23 protein-coding genes and 2 riboswitches are annotated in these 21244 nt (G+C 63.2%); of the genes, 7 read left to right on the plus strand and 16 right to left on the minus strand.

Annotated elements, in window-relative coordinates; all coding sequences use genetic code 11:
* Positions 1-52 precede the first annotated feature (52 nt).
* The 3 genes from AC1Q5P_RS01560 (at position 53) to AC1Q5P_RS01570 (ending at position 3615) form a co-directional block, all read left to right on the plus strand.
* Positions 53-1129: a glycosyltransferase gene (locus AC1Q5P_RS01560; protein ID WP_492517949.1), complete on the plus strand. Its 1077-nt coding sequence runs from the start codon at positions 53-55 to the stop codon at positions 1127-1129.
* Complete coding sequence (locus AC1Q5P_RS01565) at positions 1126-1959, plus strand: class I SAM-dependent methyltransferase (protein ID WP_492517950.1); 834 nt, start codon at positions 1126-1128, stop codon at positions 1957-1959. Before AC1Q5P_RS01560 ends, AC1Q5P_RS01565 begins: the two co-directional genes overlap by 4 nt.
* 111 nt (positions 1960-2070) lie before the next feature.
* Complete coding sequence (locus AC1Q5P_RS01570; RefSeq protein WP_052242028.1) at positions 2071-3615, plus strand: TadA family conjugal transfer-associated ATPase; 1545 nt, start codon at positions 2071-2073, stop codon at positions 3613-3615.
* Between the two features lie 7 nt (positions 3616-3622).
* Here the strand turns inward: AC1Q5P_RS01570 and AC1Q5P_RS01575 are convergent, their stop codons facing one another.
* The gene (locus tag AC1Q5P_RS01575) at positions 3623-3841 is read right to left on the minus strand and encodes a hypothetical protein (RefSeq protein ID WP_052242026.1); all 219 of its coding nucleotides are present in this window, start codon (positions 3839-3841) and stop codon (positions 3623-3625) included.
* A gap of 60 nt (positions 3842-3901) precedes the next feature.
* Here AC1Q5P_RS01575 and AC1Q5P_RS01580 point away from each other — a divergent pair, with 60 nt between their 5' ends.
* Both AC1Q5P_RS01580 and AC1Q5P_RS01585 read left to right on the plus strand, forming a co-directional pair.
* A complete protein-coding gene (locus AC1Q5P_RS01580; RefSeq protein WP_236727061.1) occupies positions 3902-4816 on the plus strand; it encodes a DMT family transporter in 915 nt (304 codons plus the stop codon).
* 88 nt (positions 4817-4904) lie between these two features.
* A complete protein-coding gene (locus AC1Q5P_RS01585; RefSeq protein ID WP_255355086.1) occupies positions 4905-5036 on the plus strand; it encodes a hypothetical protein in 132 nt (43 codons plus the stop codon).
* Between the two features lie 61 nt (positions 5037-5097).
* Here AC1Q5P_RS01585 and gcvPB read toward each other — a convergent pair whose 3' ends face one another.
* The 12 genes from gcvPB to AC1Q5P_RS01645 form a co-directional block, all read right to left on the minus strand.
* A complete protein-coding gene (gene gcvPB / locus AC1Q5P_RS01590) occupies positions 5098-6651 on the minus strand; it encodes an aminomethyl-transferring glycine dehydrogenase subunit GcvPB (RefSeq protein ID WP_039332100.1) in 1554 nt (517 codons plus the stop codon).
* Positions 6648-8006: an aminomethyl-transferring glycine dehydrogenase subunit GcvPA gene (gcvPA, locus tag AC1Q5P_RS01595; protein WP_039332098.1), complete on the minus strand. Its 1359-nt coding sequence runs from the start codon at positions 8004-8006 to the stop codon at positions 6648-6650. The genes gcvPB and gcvPA overlap by 4 nt, the downstream gene beginning before the upstream one ends.
* 4 nt (positions 8007-8010) lie before the next feature.
* Positions 8011-8382: a glycine cleavage system protein GcvH gene (gene gcvH / locus AC1Q5P_RS01600; protein WP_039332096.1), complete on the minus strand. Its 372-nt coding sequence runs from the start codon at positions 8380-8382 to the stop codon at positions 8011-8013.
* Entirely contained in the window at positions 8382-9518 is a 1137-nt protein-coding gene (gene gcvT / locus AC1Q5P_RS01605) for a glycine cleavage system aminomethyltransferase GcvT (RefSeq protein WP_492517998.1), read from the minus strand. Before gcvT ends, gcvH begins: the two co-directional genes overlap by 1 nt.
* A 75-nt stretch (positions 9519-9593) precedes the next feature.
* A riboswitch (glycine riboswitch) is annotated at positions 9594-9719 on the minus strand.
* Positions 9720-9820, minus strand: a riboswitch (glycine riboswitch).
* A gap of 53 nt (positions 9821-9873) precedes the next feature.
* Positions 9874-10551: an NAD(P)H-binding protein gene (locus AC1Q5P_RS01610; RefSeq protein WP_492517951.1), complete on the minus strand. Its 678-nt coding sequence runs from the start codon at positions 10549-10551 to the stop codon at positions 9874-9876.
* Positions 10544-11713 carry a deoxyguanosinetriphosphate triphosphohydrolase gene (locus tag AC1Q5P_RS01615; RefSeq protein ID WP_492517999.1) on the minus strand — a complete coding sequence of 390 codons (1170 nt, stop codon included), beginning with the start codon at positions 11711-11713 and terminating at the stop codon, positions 10544-10546. Before AC1Q5P_RS01615 ends, AC1Q5P_RS01610 begins: the two co-directional genes overlap by 8 nt.
* 10 nt (positions 11714-11723) lie before the next feature.
* Positions 11724-12413 (minus strand): aspartate/glutamate racemase family protein, encoded by a 690-nt coding sequence (locus AC1Q5P_RS01620; protein ID WP_039332092.1) that lies wholly within the window; start codon positions 12411-12413, stop codon positions 11724-11726.
* 79 nt (positions 12414-12492) lie between these two features.
* Entirely contained in the window at positions 12493-12813 is a 321-nt protein-coding gene (locus tag AC1Q5P_RS01625; protein ID WP_062346751.1) for a hypothetical protein, read from the minus strand.
* The gene (locus tag AC1Q5P_RS01630) at positions 12813-14225 is read right to left on the minus strand and encodes an NAD(P)(+) transhydrogenase (Re/Si-specific) subunit beta (RefSeq protein WP_039332090.1); all 1413 of its coding nucleotides are present in this window, start codon (positions 14223-14225) and stop codon (positions 12813-12815) included. Before AC1Q5P_RS01630 ends, AC1Q5P_RS01625 begins: the two co-directional genes overlap by 1 nt.
* A complete protein-coding gene (locus AC1Q5P_RS01635) occupies positions 14225-14509 on the minus strand; it encodes an NAD(P) transhydrogenase subunit alpha part 2 (RefSeq protein WP_011445494.1) in 285 nt (94 codons plus the stop codon). Before AC1Q5P_RS01635 ends, AC1Q5P_RS01630 begins: the two co-directional genes overlap by 1 nt.
* Positions 14510-14520: 11 nt before the next feature.
* Positions 14521-15636, minus strand: a complete 1116-nt coding sequence (locus AC1Q5P_RS01640) for an NAD(P) transhydrogenase subunit alpha (protein WP_492517952.1) — start codon at positions 15634-15636, stop codon at positions 14521-14523.
* Between the two features lie 19 nt (positions 15637-15655).
* Positions 15656-15778: an aa3-type cytochrome c oxidase subunit IV gene (locus tag AC1Q5P_RS01645; protein ID WP_082013273.1), complete on the minus strand. Its 123-nt coding sequence runs from the start codon at positions 15776-15778 to the stop codon at positions 15656-15658.
* A gap of 168 nt (positions 15779-15946) precedes the next feature.
* Here AC1Q5P_RS01645 and AC1Q5P_RS01650 point away from each other — a divergent pair, with 168 nt between their 5' ends.
* Together AC1Q5P_RS01650 and AC1Q5P_RS01655 are read left to right on the plus strand one after the other, a co-directional pair.
* Positions 15947-17365 (plus strand): sigma-54-dependent transcriptional regulator, encoded by a 1419-nt coding sequence (locus AC1Q5P_RS01650; protein WP_492517953.1) that lies wholly within the window; start codon positions 15947-15949, stop codon positions 17363-17365.
* Between the two features lie 19 nt (positions 17366-17384).
* Positions 17385-18152 (plus strand): SDR family NAD(P)-dependent oxidoreductase, encoded by a 768-nt coding sequence (locus AC1Q5P_RS01655; protein WP_492517954.1) that lies wholly within the window; start codon positions 17385-17387, stop codon positions 18150-18152.
* Here AC1Q5P_RS01655 and folP read toward each other — a convergent pair.
* The 3 genes from folP to rnhB all read right to left on the minus strand — a co-directional run bounded on the left by folP (position 18149) and on the right by rnhB (position 21195).
* Complete coding sequence (gene folP / locus AC1Q5P_RS01660) at positions 18149-19255, minus strand: dihydropteroate synthase (RefSeq protein WP_492517955.1); 1107 nt, start codon at positions 19253-19255, stop codon at positions 18149-18151. The two genes, AC1Q5P_RS01655 and folP, sit on opposite strands and share 4 nt — an antisense overlap.
* Positions 19255-20397: a site-specific DNA-methyltransferase gene (locus tag AC1Q5P_RS01665; protein ID WP_305082404.1), complete on the minus strand. Its 1143-nt coding sequence runs from the start codon at positions 20395-20397 to the stop codon at positions 19255-19257. The genes folP and AC1Q5P_RS01665 overlap by 1 nt, the downstream gene beginning before the upstream one ends.
* Before the next feature lie 207 nt (positions 20398-20604).
* A complete protein-coding gene (rnhB, locus tag AC1Q5P_RS01670) occupies positions 20605-21195 on the minus strand; it encodes a ribonuclease HII (RefSeq protein WP_492518000.1) in 591 nt (196 codons plus the stop codon).
* Between the last annotated feature and the right edge of the window lie 49 nt (positions 21196-21244).

Consider the following 21244-nt stretch of genomic DNA (forward strand, 5'->3'; position numbering starts at 1 on the left):
CAGGACGATTGTCTGGGGTACGTTCGATTGCGGCAAGCCACGCGTGCGAATTATGCTGGAAGCCTTGCGCTCGCTTGAGCCAGACCTTGTCATCTGCCACCGCTCCCCATGGAACGAGATCGAAGACAAGTCGATGTTGGGCCCAGGTGCACGCCTGATCGTCTTCCTGCGCTTGCTCGCAGCCTATCCTGCGTTGCTGTTGGCCTATCTGCGCACACCGCAGCATAACCGCGTTGTCGTGCCTTATCCCGGTATACTTGATGTTCTGGTGCTCTACCCCTTCGCGAGATTGCGCGGTGCGCGGATCTGCTGGGACATGTTCCTTTCCGCCTATGACACGATCGTGATCGACCGTCAGATGATTCGGAAAGGCAGCCTGTTCGCCAAGCTTCTCTATTCGACCGAATGGTTGGCCACTCGCGCTGCCGCAACCATACTGCTCGATACCTGCGAACACGCCCGCTACATTGCAGCGCTCTATCGCCTGCCCTTGTCCAGGACAGGAACTGTGTGGGTCGGAGTTGAAAGCGACGTTTTCACGCCGGTCAGCAATCCGGCCGCCGGAATGCCTGTCAAAGTGCTCTTCTACGGCCAGTTCATCCCCCTCCACGGCCTGCCGGTCATCGTGGAGGCCATCTGCGAAATAGCCTCTCGCTCCGAAGCGCCTGCCATGGAATTCACCATAATCGGCACCGGTCAGGAACAGCCATCCGTCGATGCCATGATAAAGCTGCATCAGCTCAAGAATGTGAAGCGCATTCCATGGGTTGACTACCGGCTCCTCGCGCAGAAAATCGCCGAGGCCTCGATCTGCCTGGGCGTATTTGCCGCCAAAGGGAAAGCTGCTCGCGTGATCCCAAACAAGGTCTTTCAGATCCTTGCAGCAAGGCGGCCACTTGTAACCATGGATTGTCCTGCGATCCGGGAAATCATCGCTCCAGGCAGGTCAATCCGCCTTGTTCGTCCTGGAGATCCCTTCGACCTTGCCAACGCATTGATCACACTGGCACAAGAACTGTGTGATCCGGCAAAGTCCGTCGAAATCCACAAGGCGGCGCAGAAGGAAATGACCACGGTCGGGATGACTGTGGTCAGGGATCAACTTGCAAGTGCGCTGGAGACACAGTGAATACGACTACGATGCTCCACGCCCGGTCTGACACCCACGAAGGCCTGTTTTGCAAGGACAGGCAATACGGCCCGATGCTGGAGGGACTTTGGGTACCCGCCCCACGCTATGTGCTACGACGGGATCGCATCATGGCAGCTCTGGCCGGACATGCGCCGGGACGTGTCCTGGAAGTCGGCTGCGGTGCGGGCGCGTTGCTGCGCGAACTGGCTGATCTCGGACACAAATGTATCGGCCTTGAAGCCGCACCTGCCGCAGCGTCGGTGGCAAGAACGATGACAAATGGCACCGGCGCCACCCAGATCGTGAGCGAACCTGCTCCGGACTGGAAGGAGAGCTTTGACACGCTCCTGGCCTTCGAGGTCCTCGAACATATCGAACAGGACGAGCAAGCTCTTCGGGAATGGCTGACCTGGTTGAAGCCCGGCGGTCTCGTCATGCTTTCGATGCCCGCTCACATGCGCAGCTGGAGCAGGCGCGACGAATGGGCGGGCCATGTACGCAGGTACGACCGTGCCGACATCATGCGACTTACTGCGCGATCCAACCTGCGCCTCGAAGGCCTGGAGTGTTACGGCTATCCGCTGGCAACCTTTACCAACTGGCTCGCAAACAAGCGCTTCCGCAACAAGGACATGGCTGGCGGAGCAGATGATCCGCACACCGCTACGGCAGCCAGCGGAACGGATCGGTCTGTCGACCTCGCCTATTTTGGCATGCAACAGAGCTGGCTCGGTCGCTTCGCAATGGCGCTTGCCTGCCAGACCCAGCGGCTATTCCGCAGGACTGACTTCGGCGACGGATACATTGTCATCGCCCGAAAGTCCTGAAGTGACACAAATTAGGGAATCTTCAAAGTTTCAAGTCTATTCACCATTCCTGAAGACGGATCGCTGACCAGTTTGGCCGGATGATCGTCGGGACACTGACGGGAACTGCGAATGAGCGCTTTCGGGCGAAAGAACGGGATTGCAGGCAACGCCGCCGGGGCTCGCCCCTCGTTTGGTGTTGCCCGGCCGATGCGCAGCGGCGAATCTGCGGCGCCGGTGCCCGCAGCACCGACGGCAGTGCCGATGCCCATGGGCGGTGATCAGTTCCCGCCCCTGCCACCGCTCGATCCAGTTGATACCCCGATCAACGCCGCATCGCTCAAGGCTGATGCCCTCACCCGCCTTGCCGACCGTGCGAACGGCGTAAACGAAGGCAACTATCAGGCCGAGGGCTTCGAGGCTTCGGTTCACAAGATCAAGGAACAGGTGCTGCCGCGCCTGCTCGAGCGCGTCGATCCCGAAGCGGCGGCCACGCTGACCAAGGACGAGCTTTCCGAAGAATTTCGCCCGATCATCCTGGAAGTGCTGGCCGAACTCAAGGTCACCCTGAACCGGCGTGAACAGTTCGCGCTGGAGAAGGTGCTGATCGACGAGCTGCTCGGCTTCGGGCCGCTGGAAGAGCTGCTCAACGACCCCGACGTGTCGGACATCATGGTCAACGGCCCGGAGCAGACCTACATCGAAAAGAAGGGCAAGCTCCAGCTCGCCCCGATCCGTTTCCGCGATGAAAGCCACCTGTTCCAGATCGCGCAGCGCATCGTCAACCAGGTCGGCCGACGCGTTGACCAGACGACGCCCCTGGCCGACGCCCGCCTCAAGGACGGTAGCCGCGTCAACGTGATCGTCCCGCCGCTGTCGCTTCGTGGCACGGCCATCTCGATCCGTAAGTTTTCCGAAAAGCCGATCACGCTCGACATGCTGCGCGATTTCGGTTCGATGTCGGACAAGATGTGCACTGCGCTGAAGATCGCGGGTGCCTGCCGCATGAACATCGTCATCTCGGGCGGTACCGGTTCGGGCAAGACGACCATGCTCAACGCCCTGTCAAAGATGATCGACCCCGGCGAGCGCGTGCTGACCATCGAAGACGCCGCGGAACTTCGCCTGCAGCAGCCGCACTGGCTGCCGCTCGAAACGCGCCCGCCGAACCTTGAAGGCCAGGGCGCAATCACAATCGGCGACCTGGTGAAGAACGCCCTGCGTATGCGCCCTGACCGCATCATCCTCGGCGAAATTCGTGGCGCAGAGTGCTTCGATCTGCTCGCGGCGATGAACACGGGCCATGATGGCTCGATGTGCACGCTTCACGCCAACTCCCCGCGCGAATGTCTGGGACGTATGGAAAACATGATCCTGATGGGCGACATAAAGATCCCCAAGGAAGCCATCAGCCGCCAGATCGCGGAATCGGTCGACATCATCGTTCAGGTCAAGCGCCTGCGGGACGGTTCGCGTCGCACTACCAACATCACCGAAGTGATCGGGATGGAAGGCGACGTGATCGTGACCCAGGAACTGTTCAAGTTCGAGTATCTGGACGAGACCGAAGAAGGCAAGATCATTGGCGAATTCCGACCGTCAGGCCTGCGCCCCTACACGCTCGAAAAGGCACGTCAGTTCGGCTTTGACCAAGCCTACCTGGAAGCCTGCCTCTGATATCGGATCAGGCCGCGAACCACTCCCTCGCGGCCAGGCCGAGGAATACGCACGCTGCCAGAAACGCGATCATATAGATCACGGTCCACGGCATGAAGCCCACCGCGTCAAGATTTACACGACGGAAACGCCGACGTTCAGCCCAGACCGATGTTGTCGCGACAGCGAGCGCAAGTGCGCCGGCGGCGAAGTGATATTGCCAGATATGCGGGAACCAGTCTTCCATTGCTCGCCAGATGGGCAACGAGGGGGTTGATCGCAAGGGGCAATGGCCTATGGCCCGCTCATGGCAAAAGCGATGTCCAGCGCCCACGATCGCCCCATGCTGGCCCTCGGCCTGCGACTGGTTGCGACGGTTCTGTTCTCGGTCATGCTGCTGCTGGTCAAGCTCACTGGCGAGCGAAACATAGCGCTGCCCGAAACGCTTTTCTTCCGGCAAGCCCTGCCGGCGCTATCGATCTTCGGGTGGCTGGCGGCGCGCGGGCAAATCGGGCGGTTGAGGACACAGCGCCCCTGGATTCATGCCCGGCGCGCGTTGATCGGCGGGACAGGCATGTTCCTGACTCTGGGCGTGGTCAGGCTGCTGCCCCTGGCCGAAGCGACCATACTGGGCTTCACGACGCCGATCTTCGCCGTGATCCTTTCTGCGTTGTTCCTCAAGGAAAAGGTCGGCCCGTGGCGCTGGACTGCGGTCATAATGGGCCTGCTCGGGGTCGTGGTCATTGCTGGGCCCGACACTACCAGCCTGCCGCCGTTCGGCGTTGCGGTTGGCATTGGCGCCGCCTTCATGGTCGCGCTGGTGACCATCCAGGTCCGCGATCTTGGCCGCACCGAGGAACCGATTACGGTCGTGTTCTACTTCTCGGCTTTCAGTGCCCCCGTTCTGGCGCTTGGATTGATCGGACAGGATCTTGGCCATGACGCCGTTGGCTGGGCGATGCTGGCAGGGATCGGTATCTCCGGGCTGTTCGCACAGATTGCGATGACTGCTTCGCTCCGCTTCGGCTCGGTGTCGAGCGTCATCGTGGTTGACTACATCCAACTGGCATGGGCGACGTTCTGGGGTTGGCTGATCTTCAATCGCCTTCCGCCAGCAACCACCTGGCTGGGCGCGCCGATCATCATCGGGGCAAGCCTCCTGATTGCCTGGCGCGAACATCTCTTGGCCCGCGCTCGGGAACGTGCCCCTCTGGCTGCATGATGGAACCGCGCCGCAATTGCGGCGTTTCGCCTCTTGTCCAGATCGTGAGGTTCCCCCGCCTCACCCCAAAGTTCGAAAGGTGTAAGCCATGATCCGCAAGTTCGTATTTGCCACCATGATGGGTGGTCTTCTGCTCGGCGCCACTGCCTGCAACACCGTGCGCGGTGCGGGCGACGACCTGAAGTCGGCAGCCAATGAAACCGAAGAAGCGATCAACTGATCGGTCTTGTGGTTGAGAAAAAGGGCCGCTCCGGATTTCCGGGGCGGCCCTTTTCGTATCCTCAGTCCTTGTAGACCAGCTTGGGCTTTCGCGCTGCAAGTGTCTCGTCGAGACGACGCCGCGGAGCCAAATGCGGCGCGGACTTCAGCAGCTCATCCCCTGCCTTGGCCCGCTGTGCCAAGGATCGCATCGCGCCAATGAACTGGTCAAGCCCAGCCTTGCTTTCGGTCTCGGTCGGCTCCACGAGCATGGCTCCGTGGACGACCAGCGGGAAGTAGACCGTCATCGGGTGATAGCCCTCGTCGATCAGACCCTTGGCGAGATCGTTGGTCGAGAAGCCTTCAGCAAAGCCATCGTCCGAAAACAGCGCTTCATGCATGCATGGTCCGGCGCCACCGAAGGGCGCATCAAGCACGTCATCAAGGCTGCGCAGAACGTAATTGGCGTTTAGCACCGCATCACCCGAGACCTGCCGCAAGCCATCCGCGCCGTGGCTGAGAATGTAGGCAAGGGCGCGGGTGTACATGCCCATCTGGCCATGGAATGCGCACATCCGGCCGAATGCTTGCGGGTGCTCCTGATGCGCCTGCTCTTCCTCGATGAGCTTGATCGAACCATCGGCCTGCCTCGCGGTAAATGGCAGCGGACCAAATGGCGAAAGCGCTTCGGACAGAACCACCGGCCCCGAACCCGGACCGCCACCACCGTGCGGGGTGGAGAAGGTCTTGTGCAGGTTGATGTGCATGGCGTCGACGCCAAGATCACCGGGACGCACGCGCCCGACGATGGCGTTGAAGTTCGCCCCATCACAATAGACGTAGCCGCCAGCGGCGTGAACCGCGTCGGCAATGATCTTCAGGTCACGCTCGAACAACCCGCAGGTGTTGGGGTTGGTGATCATCACGCCCGCCACATCGGGACCAAGCCGCGCGGTCAGCGCGGCGGTATCGACACGGCCATCCGGAGTGGCCGGGATGTTTTCGACCTTGAACCCGGCGAAGGCCGCCGTTGCGGGATTGGTGCCGTGCGCGCTTTCCGGCACAAGGATGACATCACGCGGATCGCCCTTGGCTTCCAGCGCGGCACGGATGCAGAGCAGCCCGCAGAGTTCGCCGTGAGCCCCGGCCTTGGGCGTCATTGCGACGCCATGCATGCCTGTCAGCTCGATCAGCCAATGCGCCAGTTCGTTGATAACGCCGAGCGCGCCCTGCACTGTTTGGACTGGCTGCAGCGGGTGCACGTCGGCAAAGCCGGGCATGCGCGCCACCTTCTCGTCCAGTCGCGGATTGTGCTTCATCGTGCACGAGCCGAGCGGGAAAAGACCAAGATCGATCGCATAGTTCTGGCGCGAGAGGCGCGTATAATGACGCACCGTTTCCGGCTCCGACAGCCCCGGCAGATCGGGACGTTCGGCACGGGCCATTGGCCCCAATGCCGAGAGATCGATCCCGTCTGTTGCTGGAAAGTCCACGCCCGAGCGATCGGCATTGCCGAGTTCGAACAGGAGCGCTTCCTCCAGCTGCAGCGCGCGGTTGCCGGTGAAGGTCTGGATACCGTTGTCGGGCGCATTCTCGCCCATCGAGGGACGCCATCCGGTGGGGTTGATCGCGTTCATGCCAGCACCTCCTTCAGCGCCGCGACCAGCGCAGCGATGTCTTCATCCGTCGTGCATTCGGTGGCGGCCACGACCATGCCGTTAGCGAGGCTCTCTTCCTGCGGGTAGAGCCGGCCGAGCGAGATGCCGCCAAGTACCTGGCGGTCAGCAAGTTCGCGCACGATCTGGCGCGCATCGCGCGGCAGGGTCACGGTGAATTCATTGAAGTAGTGTCTGTTCACCACCTCCACGCCCGGGACTTCGGCCAGCGCAGCGGCGGTCTTGCGTGCGGCAAGGTGGCTCAACTTCGCCATGTCTGACAGGCCCGAACCGCCCAGCAGGGTCATGTGGATCGAGAAAGCCAACGCGCACAGACCGGAGTTTGTGCAGATGTTGCTGGTCGCCTTCTCGCGGCGAATGTGCTGTTCGCGCGTAGACAGCGTAAGCACGAACCCGCGCTTGCCATCGGCATCGACCGTCTCGCCACAGAGACGGCCTGGGATCTGGCGCAGATACTTTTCGCGGCATCCGAACAGGCCAAGGTAGGGGCCGCCAAATTGCAGGCCGACCCCGAGCGACTGACCCTCGCCCACGACAATGTCCGCGCCCAGGCTACCCGGGCTCTGCAGCACGCCAAGCGCAACCGGTTCGGTCACAACGGCGATCAGCAGCGCGCCTGCGCCTTGCGCGGCGGCTGCAATCTTTGCCAGATCAGGTATGCGGCCCAGAATATCCGGGTACTGCACAACGACGCATGACGTTTCGACATCGATCTTTGCAATCAGTGCATCATCGTCCGGATCCGTCGCAAGATCGGGAACGGTGGTGTCGAGAACGTCACCCGTGAACTTCGCCATCGTGCGCGCGGTTTCGACGTAGTGGGGATGAAGCCCGCCCGAGAGGATCGCTTTGCCGCGCTTTGTGATGCGCCCAGCCATCGCGATCGCTTCCCAGCACGCGGTAGAGCCGTCGTACAGCGAGGCGTTGGCTACGTCCGTGCCGAAGAGCCGTGCGACCTGGGTTTGGAATTCGAACAGGACTTGCAGCGTGCCCTGCGCGATTTCCGGCTGATAGGGCGTGTACGCGGTCAGGAACTCGCCGCGCTGGATCATGTGATCGACGGTGGCCGGCACATGGTGGCGATAGGCACCGGCACCGAGGAAGAATGGCACAGATCCGGCGGTCGTATTGTCTGCCGAAAGTCGCGCCATGTGACGCTCGACCGTCATTTCGCTGGCGTGGTTCGGCAGGCCCGCAATGGGCGCAGAGAGACGCGCTTCGGCAGGCACGTCGGCGAATAGTTCGTCGATCGAGCCGGCACCGATGACCGAAAGCATCGCGCTCCGGTCGGCGTCGGTCAGGGGAAGATAGCGCATAGGATCAAAGCTCCGCGACGTAGGCCTGGTAGGAGGCCTCGTCCATCAGGCCATCGAGTTCGGCGGCTTCGGAAAGGGTCATCTTCCATAGCCAGCCTTCACCTTCGGGGTCGGAGTTGACCAGCTCCGGCTGTTCTTCGAGGGCGGCATTGGCAACCGTGACGGTGCCCGAAACCGGGGCATAGACGTCCGACGCTGCCTTGACGCTGTCGACAACAGAGGCGCTGTCGCCCTTGCCCACCTCACTGCCTGCACCGGGCAGTTCCACGAAGGTGATGTCGCCCAGCTGGCTCTGGGCATAGTCGGTGATCCCGACCGTTGCTTCATCGCCTTCAACCGCGATCCATTCGTGGTCCTTGGTGAAATAGCGGGTCATCAGGCGGCTCCTTTGCGATGGTAGCGATGGGGAACGAAAGGCATGGGCACGATGCTGGCAGCAAGCTTGCGGCCACGAACGTCGATGGAAAGCGGAGTGCCGGCAGCGGCAAGATCGACCGGCACATAAGCCATGGCGATGGGACGCTCGAGGCTGGGCGAGAAACCGCCGGAGGTGACGGTGCCAACTTCGGTTTCGCCCGAAAGCACCTTGGCGCCCTCACGCGCGGCCATGCGGCCGTCGATGGCGAGGCCCACACGGCGGTTGGCAGCACCAGTGGCGATGCGCGGCAGCACCCTGTCCGCACCGATGAAACCACCTTCGATGCGGCGGCGCTTGTTGATCCCGAACAGCAGGTCGGCGCTGACCGGATCCACCGTCTCGGTCATGTCGTGGCCGTAGAGCGGCAGCCCGGCCTCAAGCCGCAGACTGTCGCGTGCGCCAAGGCCGATCGGTTTTACTTGCGGTTGACCGCAAATCAGATCGGCAAGTTCAGCGGCGCTTTCGGCCGGGACCGCGATCTCGAATCCATCCTCGCCGGTATAGCCCGAGCGGCTGATCCATGCGTCGACGCCGCCAAGCTTGAACTGCCCGCCACGCATGAAAGTGAGCGCCGAGAGCGAGTATTCGCCAGTAACCAGCCGTTCCAGCGCTTCGAACGCCTTCGGCCCCTGCAAGGCAAACAGCGCGCTGTCCTCAAGGTGGTTCAGGGTTACGGCATCGGGCAAGTGCTCGCGCAGGTGGCCAATGTCGTCCCACTTGGTCGCGCCGTTGACGACGAGGTAGAAGCCGGTGCCCCAGCGCGTGACCATCAGGTCGTCGAGAATCCCGCCATCCTCGTTGAGCAGGAGCGAGTAGCGCACGCCGCCCACAGGCAGCGTTGAAAGGTCGATCGGCAGGACTGCTTCCAGCGCCGCCTCAGCACCCTCACCCGAAACATAAAGCTGCCCCATGTGCGAAACATCGAAGAACCCGGCGCTCGTCCGCGTCCAGAGGTGTTCGGCGATGATCCCTTCGAACTGGACCGGCATCCAGTAGCCCGCGAAATCGACCATCCGTCCACCGCGCGCACGGTGCCAGGCATCAAGCGGCAAGGTCAGCGGGCCGACAGGTACGTCAGGGTCGATATCGGAAATATCGCCAGAGTTATTGCCAGAGGTATTGTATGTGTCGCTCACAAATATCAGTCCCGTGCAGTTCAGACGCCATGCGGCGCCCCCTCTGTCACGGAAACCTGAGAGCTTTCCCCCGCCCGCCTCTCCAGACGGGTTTGGATGGGGTTACCCCTTCGGCGGCCCTTCCCTTTGCGGGAAGCGGCACTTTCCAGAGTGTCGCTATCGACCAACGCGGTCCATTTGCCTGAGAGATTCCGGGGCGGTTGCTCCTTCGGCGTCTCTCGACCCTGAACGAATCGAGAGAGCTCTCCCGCGCGATCAGCGACGCTTCCTCATCGTTGCAGTGCAGCAGGAAGTCAACCGGAGTGAGACCAGCTTATCCCCTGCGCAGGATGCGCTGCATCTCGTCGTGCTGGTGCACCACACGCCCATGCTGCTTCGTGCCAGCCAGCTTCAGGATCACTTTCGCCACGTCGCTGGCCTTGGCGGAACGATACTTGCGCAAGCTGCCGAGCATCAGAAGGTCTGTCAGCGGGCTGAGGATCATGCCGATCCTTTCGGCGGGCCTGGGTGAACCATCGCGCCTGCCCCGCAACAGTCCGGGCCGGATTACGTCGAGCCGATCGAAGTGCAGCTTCGCCAGCTTGTCTTCGACCTCGCCCTTGACCGAAAGGTAGAAGTTCTTCGACGAGAACTGCGCCCCCACCGAGGACACGACGATAAGTTGGCGCGCCCCTGCGGCCTTGGCCGCCGCCGCGCATTCCAGGACAAGGTCATGGTCCACGGCGCGAAAGGCCTGGCGGCTTCCGCCCACGGCATTGATCGTGGTGCCCAGCGCAATGACCACGGTATGCGGGCGTCCCGCCGCTATGGCATCAGGCCAATGGCTGGTATCAGACAGCAGCATTTCCATGCGCGCGCCGGGCGGCAGCGGAACCTCGCGACGCGCAACGGCGACCAGATGGATGTCGGGACGACCGACCGCCTCGACCATGACCGCACGACCGATCAGCCCAGTCGCGCCGACGAGAACCACGCGGGTCTGCTCAGACATTGCGCAAGCCCTCCGGCGCCTGACCGAACAGTCGCGCATAGCTGTCGATCGCGTAGCGGTCGGTCATGCCCGAAATGAAGTCGGCGATGTGCCGCGTCCGTGCCGGTTCCGCATCGGGAAGCGAGGCGCGCCAGCTTTCGGGCATCTGCACAGGGTCCTCGGCATAGGCCCGGAACAGCGCCGCGATCACGCCGCGTGCGCGATCTGCCGTCTGGCACTGCTCCTCGTGCAGGTAGAGCCGGTCATACATGAACTGCTTGAGTGCCCGCTCTTCCTCGCCCATCGCAGGCGAGAACGTGGCCAGCGCAAGCCCAGCCGCGCGCACGTCCTCGACGCTAACGACCCCCGTTTCCGCGATGTTGGCCCGAGCCGTGGTGATGACATCATTGACCATCCGGCCGATCTGTCCACGCACAAGTTCACGCAACAGGCGGTCCTGCGGTGCACCGGGAAACCGACGCTCGATCGCGCGCCACTGCTCTGCCAGCGATGGCAGTTCGAGCAATTGATCGAGACACAGGAACCCCGCCCTGAGGCCATCATCAATGTCGTGATTGTCATAGGCGATATCGTCCGAAATCGCCGCGACCTGCGCCTCGAGCGAGGCGAAGGAAGACAGTTCCAGAGAGAATGCCCTGTCCAGTTCCTCCAGAGCCCAGGTCGGCTTCAGGATCGGCCCGTTGTGCTTTGCCAGGCCCTCCAGCGTTTCCCAGGAAAGGTTCAAGCCTTCGTGCCCGCAATAAGGGCTCTCCAGCCGCATCAATACGCGCAGAGTGTTGGCGTTGTGGTCGAAGCCGCCTGCCCCGGCCATTGCCTCTTCCAGAGCATCCTCTCCGGCATGGCCGAACGGCGGATGACCAATGTCGTGCGCAAGGCAGAGCGCTTCGGTCAGGTCTTCGTCCAGCCCCAGCGCGCGGGCGATCACCCGGCCGATCTGTGCCACCTCAAGGCTATGCGTCAGCCGCACACGGTAATGATCGCCATCCGGCGCGATGAAGACCTGCGTCTTGTGGCGCAGCCGGCGGAACGCGATCGAATGGATGATGCGGTCGCGATCGCGCTGGAACGCGCTGCGCGGCCCGCGCGAGGCCTTGTCGTCCAGCCCGAACTCCCGCCCGCGCGTGCGCGCAGGGTCGCTGGCATAAGAAGCGCGGCCCTCGATCACGCTGCGCTCAACCGAGAATCCAGTCAACTGCGGCCTGCGCGTGGATGCGCGTACCATCGAAGATCGGCAGCACGTTCGCGTCTACGTCGATAACCATGTCCAGTTCGGTGCAGGCCAGCACTGCGCCCTTTGCACCACGCTGGCCCATGTTGGTCAGCATGGTCTTGAACGTCCGCTCGGCCGAGCGCGAGGCCTTGCCCAGCATCAACTCGTCATAGATGATCTTGTCCATCGCTTCGACTTCCTCGACGACGGGTGGCAGCAGGCTCACGCCATGAGCGACGAGGCGCTTGCGATAGAAGCTCTCCATCACGACGTTGCGCGTGCCAATCAGCGTGGCATTCGTTACGCCCTTTTCCTTCATCTTCGCGCCGACAGCATCCGCAATATGGATCACCGGGATCGACACTGCGTCGACCACCTTGTCATAGACCTTGTGCATCGAATTGGCCCCGATCAGCAGCGCGGTGGCCCCCGCCTGCTCCAGCCTGCGGGCGCTGTCGGTCAGCACTTCAGCGGCATGGTCCCACTGCTCCGGCGTCGAAAGGCGAATAAGGTTGGTGAAATCGAGGCTTTCGATCAGCAGCGGCGCGCTGGCCGTCTTCGAGGTGCGCGCCTGCACCAGCTGGTTGATGTCTTCGTAATAAGTGCGGGTCGAAACCCAGCTCATGCCGCCGATAAGGCCGATCTTGCGCAAAACGATAACTCCCCGGGCTTGAATGACAGGCCCCTGTTTGCACCGGCCTTACGAAAGGCGGCGCGGGAGGTCCAGACCGCTAACGCTTCCTCTCTGGCGCCAGACCGCTTGCACAGAGCGCTGCGGCGCTTGTCGTGACACCAAGCAGTTCGGCATCGCCAAGGCGCTTCACCGTGGCGACATAATCGGCCAACCCGCGTTTAGGTGCCTGAAGCGACTGCAACCGCTGCAACTGGCCGATGCTCAGGCGGTCGGTCATGCGCTCCGCCATGCACGAAGCGTTGGAATCGGAAAGGCCCGCATCGACGAGCGCCGAGCGGACCTTTCCATAAGCCAGCTTTGATGGCGAGCAGGCTGCCAGCGTCAAGGCCGTGGCGATGACAGCGGCAGCCTTGCGCATCAGTGCTGCAGCGCCTTGACGATATCCTCGACCATCTTCTTGGCGTCAGCCAAGAGCATCATGGTCTGGTCCATGTAGAACACGTCGTTGTCGACGCCGGCATAGCCCACGCCGCCCATCGAGCGCTTGACGAAGAAGATCGTCTTGGCCTTGTCGACGTCGAACACCGGCATGCCGTAGATCGGCGAGGACTTGTCGGTCTTGGCCGCCGGGTTGACCACGTCGTTGGCGCCGATGATGAAGGCCACGTCCGCCTGCGCGAACTCGCTGTTGATGTCTTCCAGCTCGAACACTTCATCATAGGGCACGTTGGCTTCGGCCAGCAGCACGTTCATGTGCCCGGGCATGCGGCCCGCCACAGGGTGGATGGCGTACTTGACGTTGACGCCTTCCTTCTTGAGCACGTCGCCCATCTCGCGCAGCGCGTGCTGCGCCTGGGATACGGCCATGCCGTAGCCCGGGATGATGATGACGTTCTCGGCTTCCCTCATCATGTAGGCCGCATCCTCGGCAGACCCGCGCTTCCACGGGCGCTGCTCGCGGGCAGCGCCACCAGCGGCAGTGGCCTCGGCGCCAAACCCGCCCGCGATAACCGCAAGGAACCCGCGGTTCATCGCCTTGCACATGATGTACGAAAGGATCGCGCCCGACGAGCCAACCAGTGCGCCTGTCACGATCATCGCGGTGTTGTGCAGGGTAAAGCCCATCGCCGCCGCCGCCCAGCCCGAGTACGAGTTGAGCATCGAGACGACCACCGGCATGTCCGCGCCGCCGATCGGGATGATCAGCAGGAAGCCGATGATGAACGACAGCACCGTGATCGTCGCGATCACCCAGGCCGACTGGTCCTGCGTGAAGTAGGCGACAAGGCCGATGATCGCGATCAACGTGCCGAGGTTCAGCACATGGCGGCCCGGCAGCAGGATCGGCGATCCGCTCATCTTGCCGGCCAGCTTGAGGAAGGCGATGACCGAGCCGGAGAACGTGATCGCACCGATGGCGATGCCGAGGCCGAGCTCGATGCGGCTGACCGGATTGATCTGGCCGTCCGGGAGCATGATTCCGAAGGCATCAGGATTGAGGTAGGCAGCAAGGCCCACCAGCACGGCGGCAAGGCCGACCAGCGAGTGGAACGCGGCGACCAGCTGCGGCATGTCGGTCATCGCGATCTTGCGGGCGATGACGAAGCCGATGCCGCCACCGATGGCCAGCGCCACGATGATTTCCGGCAAGCTGGCGATCTCGTGTGTCAGCAGCGTGGTGGCGACCGCGATGGTCATGCCGATCATGCCATAGCGGTTGCCCGCACGGCTCGTCGCCGGGCTGGAAAGCCCGCGCAGCGCGAGGATGAAGAGGACGCCCGAAACCAGATAGGCCAGCGCCACCCAAGGAGAGACAGCGACGTGTTCCATCACTTCTTCTCCTTCTTCTTGTACATCGCCAGCATGCGCGCCGTCACGGCAAACCCGCCGAAGATGTTGACCGAAGCCAGCACCACAGCGCCCAGCCCCAGCCACTTGGCCGAAGGGCTACCGGCAGCAGCCGATGCCACGAGCGCGCCGACCACGATCACCGAGGAGATCGCGTTGGTCACCGCCATCAGCGGCGTGTGCAGGGCCGGCGTGACCGACCAGACGACGTAGTACCCGACAAAGCAGGCGAGCACGAAAATGCTCAGGATCGATATGAAGTCCATGGCTTTCCCCCTCAGCCGAGCAGTCGTTCGTTCACAACCTTCCCGCCCTGCGTCAGGCGGATGGCGTTGCCGATTTCCTCGTCCAGAACAGGCTTGCCCTGCTCCTTGTCCCAGAAGGCCGAGAGGAAGTTGTAGAGATTGCGCGCGAACAGCGCCGAGGCATCCGCCGGCAGGTGCGCCGGCGTGTTCGAATAGCCGACGATCTTGACGCCGTGCTTTTCGACGACTTGATCCGGCACCGAACCTTCGACGTTACCGCCCTGCGCCACGGCAAGGTCGAAGATCACCGAGCCCGGCTTCATCGTCGCAATCTGCGCATCCGAGATCAGGCGCGGCGCGGCACGGCCCGGGATCAGCGCAGTCGTGATGACGATGTCCTGCTTGGCGATGTGCGCGCTGACCAGCTCGGCCTGCGCCTTCTGGTATTCCTCGCTCATTTCCGTGGCATAGCCGCCGGCGCCCTCGCCTTCGATACCGGCGACGCTTTCCACGAAGATCGGCTTGGCGCCGAGCGACTGGATCTGCTCCTTGGTGGCAGAGCGCACGTCGGTCGCCGAGACCTGCGCACCGAGGCGGCGCGCCGTGGCAATCGCCTGAAGACCGGCAACGCCGACGCCCATGACGAAGCACTTGGCAGCCGAGACCGTGCCTGCCGCCGTCATCATCATCGGGAACGCGCGGCCATAGAGGTTCGCTGCGACCAGCACTGCCTTGTACCCGGCAAGGTTCGACTGCGAAGACAGAATGTCCATGGACTGCGCACGCGTGATGCGCGGCATGAACTCCATCGCCAGCGCTTCGTATCCGGCAGCGGCATAGGCATCCACCCGTGCCCGCTTGCCGAAGGGATCAAGCCCGGCGACGATCCATGCGCCGGGCTTTGCGCCTGCCAGCTGCTCAGGCGCCGGTCCCTGCACGCCAAGCACGATGTCCGCGCCCTGCACCGCATTGTCCGCAACCTCGGCCCCGGCGGCGCGGTAATCATCGTCGGAGATCGAAGCGGTAATCCCCGCCCCGCTCTCGACGGCCACTGTGGCCCCGAGGGCAATGAACTTCTTCACGGTCTCGGGCGATGCCGAAACCCTGCTCTCCCCTGTCGCACGTTCCCGAAGGACGGCGATCTTCATTGCCCCCGCCACGGCGCTCTTACTGGATCACCAGGATGACCACGAAAACCAGCGCGCAGATCGCCGGCGTGGCCCACTTCACCATGTTCACGAAACCTTCGTACGTCGACTTTGCAGCCTTGATGTCGTTTGCCGGAGCCATTTTCTTCCCCAAAAACCATGCGCCACTGGGGCGCGACGTGCATGCTCTAGCGATGGCCGCCCCTGCGCTCAAGTGCGGAGCAGTCTCATCGCGCTTAATCGGCTCTTTACCCTATCGGCCTAGAGCAATGCTCCTGACGTATTTGCGGGGGAGTCAAAAGACTAGGTCATGCAGGAGCCCGAACAGCGCCTTCTCATGCTCATCGACGATGAACCCGCCCAGTGCCGCCTGATTTCGGCGCTGGCTTCGCGGGAGGGCTGGCGCACGGTCATCGCCCGCGATTCGGAAAGCGCGATCGCCACGCTGGGCACCCGCCAGGGTATGCAACTCGGCGCGATCATTCTGGATCAATGGGTTCCGGGCGACGATGCCTGCGCACTCATCGCCGAATTGAAGGCACGCCGTCCCGCACTTCCGATCCTGATGCTGACTACCAGCAACTCGCCCCTGCTCGCTGTGGAGGCAATGCGCGCGGGCGCCACCGATTACCTTATCAAGCCGGTCGCGCCGGAACGCCTGCTCCAGGCCCTGCGCAGCGCGACTTCGCGCGAGACCGACGCCAGTGAACTGCAACCCCTGACCGAGAAATTCGGCGCCCCGCTCGACTTCGATTCGATGATCGGCGCAACCCCGGCCTTCCGCGCGGCGCTGGCCGTGGCGGCAAAGGCCGCGCGCACCCATGGCAGCGTGTTGATCGAAGGCGAAAGCGGTACAGGCAAGGAAATGCTGGTCCGCGCCATGCACGCCGCCAGCCCGCGCAGCCGGACCGCACTCAAGACCATCAACGTCGGCGGCATGCCTGCCAATCAGGTTGAATCCGCATTGTTCGGACACGAGAAAGGCGCTTTCGCCGGAGCATTCGAACGTCACGTCGGATTGCTCCAGCACGCCGATGGCGGCACCCTTGTCATCGACGAGGTCGATCGCCTGCCGGATTACGTGCAGGAGCGAATGATCCGCTTTCTCGAACGGGGTGACGTCCAGCCCATCGGCGCGCGGCATTCATTCCGCGTCGATGTTCGAGTGATCGCCTGCGCCAATGCTGGCCTGCGGGACCTTGTCGAGACCCGCGACTTCCGCGCCGAACTCCATGCCTTGCTGAGCCAGACACAGGTCCTGCTGCCCGCCTTGCGCGAGCGCTCCGCCGATATTCCGGCCCTTGCAAGGCATTTCCTGAACCGCATCGGCGAACAGCCAGGGCTCAGGCCGCTCGGCATTACTGATGGAGCGTTGGCACTTCTGTCGGCATATGATTGGCCTGGAAATGTCCGCCAGTTGCAGGCCACCCTGTTCCGCGCCGCCGTATTCTGCGATGGCGAGGCGCTAACGGCACAAGACTTCCCCAGCCTTTCGAACCTGATCGGGGAATCCAGCCGCCGCGCACCGAATGTTACCGATGGCGCCGGCATCACCCTGTTCGCACCCGATGGCAACCTGCGACCTCTCGAAGACATCGAGGCCGACGTCATCCGGCTGGCAATCGGCCACTATCGCGGTCGCATGACCGAAGTTGCCCGCCGCCTTGGTATCGGCCGCTCCACTCTTTACCGCAAGCTTTCGGAACTTGGCATCGACAACGCGGCCTGACCCGCGCTAGCTTCCCGGCATGACGGGAAATAAGGAATTTGCAGGTTGCGTCGCGCTTGTCACCGGTGCCGCCGCGGGGATAGGAGCCAGCGCCGCGCGCTGGCTCGATGCGCAGGGGATCGGCGAGCTCGTTCTGGTCGATATTGACAGGCCAGCGCTCGACCGGCTGGGCCTGTCCTGCAAGGTCCATCCTTTTGGCGGCGACGTCTCGGATCCCTCGCTCTGGAAACTGCTGGAGCGCGAAGTGCCTCGGATCGATTACGCCGTGCTCAATGCCGGTATCGCCAGCAACGGCGAGATCACTGATCTCGACATTACGGCCTGGCGCAAGACACTGTCGGTCAACCTCGACGGCATGTTCCTTTCGCTGCGTACCGCCTTGCGCGCCATGAAGAGGGCAAACCGCGGAGCGGTCGTGCTGACGGCCTCGGTCTCCGGCATCAAGGCAGCCGCCGGAACCGCGGCCTATTCCGCATCGAAGGCCGCGACGATCCAGCTGGCAAAGGTCGCGGCTGCCGAAGCCGCAACGTACGGCGTGCGGGTGAACGCCATCGCACCGGGCGGCGTCGACACTGGCATTTGGGACCGCGCCGAATGGTTCGCACCTCTGATCGAACAGCATGGTGGACGCGCCGAAGCGCTTGCCGCAATGGCAAAGGACGCCACGCCACTTGGGCGCTTCGCCAGCGCGGATGAGGTTGCGGCGCAGATCGGCTTCCTGCTGTCCGACGCAGCAGCGACCATCACCGGCACCTGCCTGGTCAGCGATGGCGGCGTCTCGCTCTAGGCAAGCTGGCTGAAATCCGTCAGCGCCGCATCGCGCAGGCCGCGCCAGACGTGCATGGCCTGCACGGTTTCGGCCACATCGTGCACGCGCACCATCTGGCAGCCGGCATCCATCGCCTTGAGCGCCAGCATGACCGAACCGGCCATGCGCTGATGGGCTGGCACCTCGTTGGAAAGCGCCCCGATCATCCGCTTGCGACTGGCCCCGAACAGGATCGGCTGACCAAGCGCATGGAACAATGGCAGGGCGTTGATCAGCGCAAGGTTCTCCGCGAGCGACTTGCCAAAGCCTATGCCGGGATCCAGCAGGACCTTCTCCCGCGCAATCCCCGCCGCGACGGCTGCGTCACGGCGTTCGCGCAAGGCATCGAACACATCGAGCACAACGTCGGCGTAGTCGCCATCGGCATGCAGATCGCCGTCGTTGCCAGGCGCATGCATCAGCACCACCGGAGCCCCGGAACGAGCCACGATCTCGGTCGTCCGGGCGTCATGACGCATAGCCGAAACATCGTTGACGATGTGTGCCCCTGCCGCCAGCGCCGCCTCGATTACCGAGGAGCGCCGACTGTCGATGGAAATCGCTGCGCCTGCTGCCGCAAGCTGCTCGATCACCGGCACCACGCGCTTTGCCTCGTCGCCTTCCCACACCGCCGCGGCGCCGGGGCGGGTGGATTCACCACCGACGTCGATCACCCCCGCCCCGGCTGATAGCATCGCGTGGGCGTGCTCAAGCGCGGCGTCAGGCTTGTCGAGGAATTGGCCACCATCGGAAAAGCTGTCGGGCGTCACATTGAGGATACCCATCACCACCGGCTGATCGAACCGCACCATCCGCTGCCCGCAGGCGATGGGCGCGTGCGTGCAGCGCAAGTTGTCCCATTGCTCCGCTGCATCGGCGGCCAAGGCATCGGGCAAGGTGGCAATTGCCTTCTGAACATCGCCCGCGCCAAACCTCTGCCGCGAGACCACCTTTCCGCCCTCGCGCACGATCAGGACAAAGCGGCTGGCGTAGATCAGGCCCCCGCCCAGCCTGATCGCCTCGCCATCTTCCTCTTGCGGACTGTCGGCGAACGCGATCGGACGGATATAGACGCGAGGCATCAATCCTCGACGGCGAGCAGGTACAACTGGCGCAGCGCGTCGATCGGCTTCACCTCGCCCTCGTGCTCGACATGCCAGAAGGTCCAGCCATTGCACGATGGCGCGCCCTGCAGCTTTGCACCAAGCCCATGGATCGAACCGATCTCCGCGCCTGCCTGAAGCGAACCATCAGCCCGCACCACTGCCTCGAACTTGCCCTTCTTGGCGGTCAGGCGGGTGCCGGGGGCCAGATAGCCACTCTCAACGAGCGCACCGAAGGCAACCTTGGGCGCCGTGCGCTTCGACTGCATCGTAACAAGCGCAGATTCGTCAAGCGGCAGCGCCAGTTCGATGCGCTCCTGTGCCACTTCGATGTAGTCGTCCTCGCGCTCGCAGCCGATCCAGTCGCGACCCAGGCGCTTGGCCACCGCGCCTGTCGTGCCCGTGCCGAAGAATGGGTCAAGCACCACATCGCCCTTGTTGGTCGTTGCCAGCATCACACGATAGAGCAGCGCCTCGGGCTTCTGCGTCGGGTGAGCCTTGGTGCCGTTGCGACGCAGGCGTTCGGGGCCGGAGCAGATCGGCAGGACCCAGTCCGAGCGCATCTGCAGTTCATCATTGAGCGTCTTCATGGCGCGGTAGTTGAAGGTGTACTTCGACTTCTCGCTCTTTGACGCCCAGATCAGCGTCTCGTGCGCATTGGTAAAGCGCGTGCCCTTGAAGTTGGGCATCGGGTTGGCCTTGCGCCAGATGATATCGTTGAGGATCCAGAAGCCGAGGTCCTGCAGGATCGTGCCGACGCGGAAGATGTTGTGATAGCTGCCGATCACCCAGATCGAGCCATCGGGCTTGAGCAGGCGGCGCGCCTCGGTCAGCCACTCGCGCGTGAACTGGTCATAGACGGCAAAGCTCGAGAACTTGTCCCAGTCGTTGGTCACCGCATCGACATGGCTGCCATCGGGCCGCGCCAGATCACCGCCCAATTGGAGATTATAGGGCGGGTCAGCAAAGATCATGTCGATCGAGGCATCGGGCAGCTTGCGCATTTCCGAAATGCAGTCACCGCGCAAGATCTGGTTCACCGGAAGCGCAACATCTGCCTTGAGCACCTTTGCAGGCGCCGCACGCAAAGCCTTCGCGCGTTCCTTGACTGCAACTGCCATATCTTGTCCCTGACCCCTTGTGGATAAGGGCACCGTTTGAGTCATCGGAGACTCGCCGTCAAGCCGCGACTCGCCAGATTCCGGCGAGTCGCGCGCCATCAGGGATGAGAACGAAACGAGTCTATTTCGACATGTTGAGTCTGGCTGGCGGTGGAGGACTCAACATCTAGTGGTGTGCCCGGACGGACTCACCGGCAAATTTTTTCGTCAGAGCAGCTGCAACTGCGCCACCGGGGCAAAGCTGCGTCGGTGCAATGGCGTCGGCCCATGCTCGCGCAGTGCCGCCAGATGCTCGGGCGTGCCATAGCCCGCATTGCGCTCCCAACCGTAATGTGGATGCATCAGCGCCGCCTCGCGCATGATCCGGTCGCGATGTTCCTTGGCGATGATCGAGGCCGCCGAAATGCACGGCTCGAGGGCATCACCGCCAACGATGGGCCGCGCCGGCCAGCACCATTCCGGGCGACGGCCGTGCGGCGTGAGGTTGCCGTCGACCAGCACTTCGCCCACGCCTTCGTCATGCGCGATCTGCTCGCATAGCGCCTGCACCGCCAGCGTCATGGCCAGCATCGTCGCGCCGAAGATGTTGAGCCGGTCGATCTCCTCGGGCTCGACCACACCCACCGCCCACCGGCAGCGCCGCTTGATCTTCTCCTCAAGCTCCGCGCGGCGCGCCGCGCTCAGCTTCTTGGAATCGTCCAGCCCCGAAGGGCGCGGCTTGCACAGCACCACCGCCGCCGCCACGACCGGTCCGGCCAGCGGCCCCCGCCCCGCCTCGTCCACGCCGATGGTGACCATGGACGAAAAGGAGGTGGCACAACTGGCGTTCAGAGGCATTGTGGGCTGC

This window comes from Novosphingobium sp. GW835-FHT14H07, assembly GCF_058793515.1.